Consider the following 6,191-nt stretch of genomic DNA (forward strand, 5'->3'; position numbering starts at 1 on the left):
CGGCGCGTCAGCAGCCCACCGAACGCATCAGCCGCACACCAACCGCGTCAGAAGAACACCGACCGCCGCTGCACCAACAGCTTGTAGAGCGTGTGCTGAATGGTCTCCCGCACCTGGTCCGTCAGGTTGAACATCAGCATCGGGTCGTCCGCCGCCTCCGCCGGATAGCCGTCCGTCGGGATCGGCTCGCCGAACTGGATCGTCCACTTCGTCGGCAGCGGCACCAGGCCCAGCGGCCCGAGCCACGGGAAGGTCGGCGTCAGCGGGAAGTACGGGAAGCCCAGCACCCGCGCCAGCGTCCTGGCGTCGCCGATCTTCGGGTAGATCTCCTCGGCGCCCACGATCGAGCACGGCACGATCGGCACCCCGGCCCGCAGCGCGGTGGAGACGAAGCCGCCGCGCCCGAACCGCTGGAGCTTGTAGCGGTCCGCGAAGGGCTTGCCGATGCCCTTGAAGCCCTCCGGCATGACCCCGACGACCTCGCCGCGCTCCAGCAGCCGCTGGGCGTCCTCAGCACAGGCGAGGGTGTGCCCGGCCTTGCGCGCCAGCTCGTTGATGACCGGCAGCACGAAGACCAGGTCGGCCGCGAGCAGCCGCAGGTGCCGGTCGGCGGGGTGGTGGTCGTGCACCGCGACCTGGAGCATCAGCCCGTCCAGGGGCAGCGTCCCGGAGTGGTTGGCGACGATCAGCGCGCCGCCGTCGGCCGGGATGTTCTCGACGCCCTTGACCTCGACCCGGAAGTACTTCTCGTACAGGGGCCGCAGCACCGACATCAGGACCTGGTCGGTCAGCTCCTCGTCGTAACCGAAGTCGTCGACCTCGTACTCACCGGTGAGCCGGCGGCGCAGGAAGCGCAGGCCGCCCGCGATCCGCTGCTCCAGGGACGCCCCCGGCGCCCCCTGCGGCCCGCCGGCCGCCTGGTCCTGCCCGTCCTGCCGTCGCGGCTCCGGTACGGGCGTCAGCGGCGTACGGCGGCCTCCGCGGCCCGGCCGCTTGGTCTTTCTGCGCGACCGGGGCTCCTCGCCGAAGGGAATGACCTTGGCGTCCGCCATCGTGGGTGAACTCCTCACTGGGTCGGGCCACTGCGTGCGGGCAGCACGGCGGCGAGCCGGTCGACGGTACGGGCGAGGACCTCGGGCGGCAGCAGCCCGCGGCCACGACTGCCGGCGAACTCCGCGAAGGTCTCCGCCGTCGTGTATTTCGGGTGAAACCCCAGTGTCTCGCGCATCTGGGCGGTCTGGACGACCCGGCCGTGCGTGAGCATCCGGATCTGCTCCGGCGAGAAGTCGGTGATGCCGACCGAGCGCAGCGCGGACCCGGCCCAGGTGACGGTCGGCAGGAACAGCGGCAGGGTGGGCCGGCCGAGCCGCCGGGAGCACTGCGAGAGCAGCAGTGTGCCGTCCCCCGCGATGTTGAACGTGCCGCTGTTGAGCGTGCCGCGGCGCGGCTTGGCGGCGGCCAGGCACAGCGCCTCGATCGCGTCGTCCTCGTGGACGAACTGCAGCCGCGGGTCGTAGCCCAGCACCGTGGGCAGTACGGGCAGCGAGAAGTACTCGGCGAGCGGCGAGTCGGCGCACGTTCCGAGGATGTTGGCGAAGCGCAGCACGCACACCGCCACGTCGGGCCGGCGCCGGGCGAAGCCGCGTACGTACCCCTCGACCTCGACCGCGTCCTTGGCGAAGCCACCACTGGGCAGCGACTTCGGCGGGGTGGTCTCGGTGAAGACCGCGGGGTCGCGGGGTGCGGAGCCGTACACGCTGGTGCTGGACTTCACGACCAGCCGTTTGACGTTCGGCGCCTTCTGGCAGGCACCGAGCAGCTGCATGGTGCCGATGACGTTGGTCTCCTTGACCGTCGCCCGGCTGCCGCGGCCGCCCAGCGGCGTGCCGTTGATGTCCATGTGGACCACCGTGTCCACACGGGTCTCGGCCAGCACTCTGGCTATGGCCGGATGCCTGATGTCGGCCTTGAGGAAATCGGCCCCGCCCAAATCGTGCTCGGGCGCTACGGCGTCGACTCCGATCACCCGGCCGACGTCGGGGTCGCGCTGAATGCGTCGTACGAACCGGCCCCCCAGTTGCCGTGCGACTCCAGTGACGAGCACGACCTTTCCCAAGATCAGCCCTTCCTTCCCGCCCTTTGTCCCTCGCGTGAGCCGAGCTGTGCGGCCACGCTATCGGGTCGTTGTTGCGCTGTGATGACCGCGGGATGCCCTGAGCTACATTTCAAGCCTTGGCCCGAGGTTTGCCCGTGCCGTCGGCCGACTTTTCCCGCCGCGCCGAAGCCGGTGCGCTCCCGCGGCCGGTGCTTTCCAGGAACTCCACCGGGGCCGCAACGCATCGCCCCGCCCGGTGACGCCATCCGGGTATCCGTACGCCGGCCGGTGCCGCGCGGCTGCCGGTAATCCGGAGACCGCCACGGAAGAAGCCGGCGGGTACGGAGGTACGGCCGACGTTCCGGCCCCTGAGTTCTTTACGCCTCAATCACCGCACGCCCGGTCCACACCCCACCGAGTGCACCGCCAAGCCGCCCCTAAAACGCACCGCAGCCCCCCACCGCATGGTGCGGTGAGAGGCTGTGGAATCGCGATCAGCGTCGCTTACTTCTTGTTGCGACGCTGAACACGGGTGCGCTTGAGCAGCTTGCGGTGCTTCTTCTTGGCCATCCGCTTGCGCCGCTTCTTGATAACAGAGCCCACGACTACCCTCGCTCACTTCGTATCACTCGGTGCGGGGCGTCCGAGCCCACACTACCTACATCGGGCCAGCCTACCCGCCGTCGAGCCTACGGCGTAATCCGAGGGTCACCTTGAGCCCCTCAGGCCGATTCCACCCCCACATAGGACTCACGGAGGTAGTCGTGGACCGCTTGCTCCGGGACCCGGAACGACCTCCCCACTCGGATCGCGGGCAGATGACCGCTGTGCACCAAGCGGTACACGGTCATCTTCGACACTCGCATCACCGTGGCGACTTCCGCCACGGTCAGGAACACGACCTCATTCAGAGGCCTTTGGTCTGCAGCCATGACACACCTGAACCTTCCGCACATGACGGGCACCGGCTTCCCCTCCGGTGACTCCCCGTCGCTGTGCGCTCACTCCCCAGGTTAGGGGCGGGTGATGCGAGTGGGGAAGAGGAGCAGCGATCGGCCGCCTACTGTGACAGACACGCTCGATTGAGTACATAGCGAGTAAGCGGTCGGTAGTAATCAGACCGCACAGCGTCATCAAGCGGAACTACGGCGGACACCCGCCCCTCCGCCTGCCCGACGAACAGCGCGGGATCGTCCGTATCCGCCAGTCCGATGGCCTCAAAGCCCAGCTGACCTGCTCCGCAGACCCATCCGTGGTCGCCGATCACCAGCTCGGGAAGGGGGCCGCCGGCGTCTGCCGCGGCGTCGAGGGCGGTACGAACCGGGAGGGGGGAGTGGGTGTGCACGCCCGGCTCACCGGCGGTGCGCCGCACGCCCGGTTCGCGCATCAGCGCGACTCCCCGTACGTAGTCAAGGTTGTACGTGCGTACCCCGAATCGGGTCGCTATGTCGACACAGTGGCCATACGCCGGGGTGAGAAGGGGGCATCCCGCCGCCGACAGGGCGTCTGCCAGGCCGCCGTAGAAGCCCAGCAGCCGGTGCGGATGACCCGTTCCGATCAGTACCGGAGCGTGCCGGGCGGCCGCCGCGCCGAGCCGGTCCGCGAAAGCATCGAGGCCCACGAGCGTACGCTCCGGATCGATCACATCTGGGCCGGAAGTAAGCCCGGGATCGGCTGAAACTCCACACTGCTCAGCCATCACTCGGAGCACTTCACTCACAGACCAGTCGTTCTCGGGCTCAAGACCGATCAGCACACGCGGGTCACCGGCCGCGAAGAGCCGGTACCGGGTCAGGCTCTTCTCCCTGGAGGTCGCGATCGTGCCCGCCAGCCGCGCCCTGACCACATAGGCCTTCAGCGCCTCGGCGTCCGCCGCCACATCCGTGCCCGCCCCGGTGCCCCACACAGGCCCCATGCTGACCGCCCCGGCCCCCGTCCCCTGCCCGAACCGCCCAGTAGTCACACATCCGGGCGCATTGCCCCCGAAGTGCCTCCCCTTGCGGACGAACCCGGCCTTACGGCAGCAGGCCGTGCGCCGGGAACACCGCCCGCCGTGTCGCCAGCACCGCTTGGTCCAGGCGGTCGGCCGGGTCGTACCCGTCGCCGACAAAGTCCCGCCAGCCCGCCCCGCGCCCGTCCGTCATCCGGTGCGGCCCGCCCTGCCGCGTACGCCGGTACACCTCGTGCCGCCACTCCTCCGGCACCGCCGACGTCGGCTCGATCGGCCGGCCCGCCGCGATCGCCACCAGATGGGTCCAGGTGCGCGGTACGACATCCACCACCGCGTAACCGCCGCCTCCCAGCGCGACCCACCGGCCGCCGGCGGTCTCGTGCGCCAGGTCGTGGCAGGCCGCCGCCACCGCGCGCTGCGCGTCCAGGCTCACCGCCAGGTGCGCGAGCGGGTCCTCGAAGTGGGTGTCGGCGCCGTGCTGCGTCACGAGGACGTCGGGCCGGAACGCCGACAGCAGCTCCGGTACGACCGCGTGGAAGGCCCGCAGCCACCCCTCGTCGCCGGTGCCGGCCGGCAGCGCCACGTTCACCGCGCTGCCCTCGGCGCCGTGCCCGCCGGTCTCCTCCGGCCAGCCGGACTGCGGGAACAGCGTCCGGGGGTGCTCGTGCAGGGAGATCGTCATGACCCGCGGGTCGTCCCAGAAGGCCGCCTGCACGCCGTCTCCGTGGTGCACGTCCACATCCACGTACGCGACGCGCTCGGCCCCCATCTCCAGCAGCCGCGCGACGGCCAGCGCCGCGTCGTTGTAGATACAGAAGCCCGCCGCGCCGCCCGGCATCGCGTGGTGGAGGCCGCCCGTGAAATTCACCGCGTGCAGGGCCTCGCCACGCCACACCGCCTCCGCGGCGCCCACCGACTGCCCCGCGATCAGCGCCGACGCCTCGTGCATCCCGGCGAACGCCGGATCGTCCTCGGTGCCGATCCCGTAGGCCGGGTCGGCGGCCTTCGGATCGGCCGAAGCCTGCCGTACGGCGTCGATGTAGTCCTCGCGGTGCACGAGCCGCAGCGTGGAGATCCCGGCGGCCTTCGCGGCCACCACTTCCACCGCATCAGGGCCCCGGTCGAGTCCGTACGCCTCCACCAACCGCATGGTCAGCGCGAGCCGGACCGGGTCCATCGGATGGCCGGGCCCGAAGTCGTAGCCCGTTACTGCCTCGTCCCACATCAGCTGTGCACGGCCGCTCATGCACGTCACCGTATCGGTCGTGCCGTACGGGGAAAGGCGGGGCGTACGGCCCCCGGAGCCGCACCCGGGGTCGCGTCCGGTGGCGCGTCCGGGAGCGCCGGTTACGCGAGCAGGGCCGGCAGCTCTTCCATGCGCGCGAAGAGGCCGGTGACGCCGGCGGCCGCGGTGAGCTTCTCCGCGGAGGTCATGGCGGTGAAGCCGTACACGTCCATACCGGCGGCGGCAGCGGCCTGGACGCCGAGCGGGCTGTCCTCGATCACCGCGCAGCGCTCGGGCGCCACACCCATCTCGCGGGCCGCGTGCAGGAACAGGTCGGGGGCCGGCTTGCCCTTGCCGACGTCCTGCGAGCTGAAGATCCACTCTTCTTCGAACCACTCGTCGAGGCCCGTCTTGCGGTGCCCGACGCGGATCCGCTCATGACTGCCGGAGGAGGCCACGCAGTACGGCGTCCCGTCGGCGGTCAGCTTGCCCAGCACCTCGTCGACGCCGGCGACCGGCTCCAGCTCCCGCTCGAAGGCTTCGAAGACGCGCGCGTGCAACGTGGTCTCGAAGTCCTCGGGGAGGAGCTGCCCGGTGCGCTCCTTGACGAGGTCGTGGACGCGGTGCACCGCGGCGCCCATGTAGTCGTGCAGTGATTCCTCGTACGAGGTGGGATGGCCGAGTTCGGTGAGGTACCCGGAAAGGATGGTGTTGGAAATCGGCTCGCTGTCGACGAGCACACCGTCGTTGTCGAAGATGATGAGGTCATAACGCATCCTTCGAGCGTAAACGCCATGCCCGGCCGGGCCGAAAACGTCGGGAACGCAAAAAAGCTCCGGTCCCTGAACCAGAGGTTCAGGGACCGGAGCGGAAAAATTGTTCGGCGGCGTCCTACTCTCCCACAGGGTCCCCCCTGCAGT

Annotated in this window: 7 protein-coding genes; all 7 read right to left on the minus strand. The window is 70.0% G+C overall.

The genetic code is table 11. The features are described 5' to 3' along the window. Window positions 1–47 precede the first annotated feature (47 nt). Window positions 48–1,052 (minus strand): lysophospholipid acyltransferase family protein, encoded by a 1,005-nt coding sequence (locus tag ACZ53K_RS40780; RefSeq protein WP_468847650.1) that lies wholly within the window; start codon window positions 1,050–1,052, stop codon window positions 48–50. Between the two features lie 14 nt (window positions 1,053–1,066). Then, window positions 1,067–2,116 carry an NAD-dependent epimerase/dehydratase family protein gene (locus ACZ53K_RS40785; RefSeq protein ID WP_468847652.1) on the minus strand — a complete coding sequence of 350 codons (1,050 nt, stop codon included), beginning with the start codon at window positions 2,114–2,116 and terminating at the stop codon, window positions 1,067–1,069. A gap of 483 nt (window positions 2,117–2,599) precedes the next feature. Then, window positions 2,600–2,698 carry a 30S ribosomal protein bS22 gene (locus ACZ53K_RS40790; protein WP_003948845.1) on the minus strand — a complete coding sequence of 33 codons (99 nt, stop codon included), beginning with the start codon at window positions 2,696–2,698 and terminating at the stop codon, window positions 2,600–2,602. Window positions 2,699–2,817: 119 nt separating this feature from the next. Continuing rightward, the gene (locus ACZ53K_RS40795; RefSeq protein WP_014144137.1) at window positions 2,818–3,027 is read right to left on the minus strand and encodes a helix-turn-helix domain-containing protein; all 210 of its coding nucleotides are present in this window, start codon (window positions 3,025–3,027) and stop codon (window positions 2,818–2,820) included. Between the two features lie 128 nt (window positions 3,028–3,155). Next, entirely contained in the window at window positions 3,156–4,010 is an 855-nt protein-coding gene (locus ACZ53K_RS40800; protein ID WP_468847654.1) for a phosphatase, read from the minus strand. A 100-nt stretch (window positions 4,011–4,110) separates the two neighbouring features. Continuing rightward, on the minus strand, window positions 4,111–5,292 hold the full coding sequence (locus tag ACZ53K_RS40805; RefSeq protein WP_468847657.1) for an acetoin utilization protein AcuC: 1,182 nt from the start codon (window positions 5,290–5,292) through the stop codon (window positions 4,111–4,113). 101 nt (window positions 5,293–5,393) lie between these two features. Next, window positions 5,394–6,047 (minus strand): HAD family hydrolase, encoded by a 654-nt coding sequence (locus tag ACZ53K_RS40810; protein WP_468847660.1) that lies wholly within the window; start codon window positions 6,045–6,047, stop codon window positions 5,394–5,396. Between the last annotated feature and the right edge of the window lie 144 nt (window positions 6,048–6,191).

Source organism: Streptomyces sp. NPDC033221 (assembly GCF_055577005.1).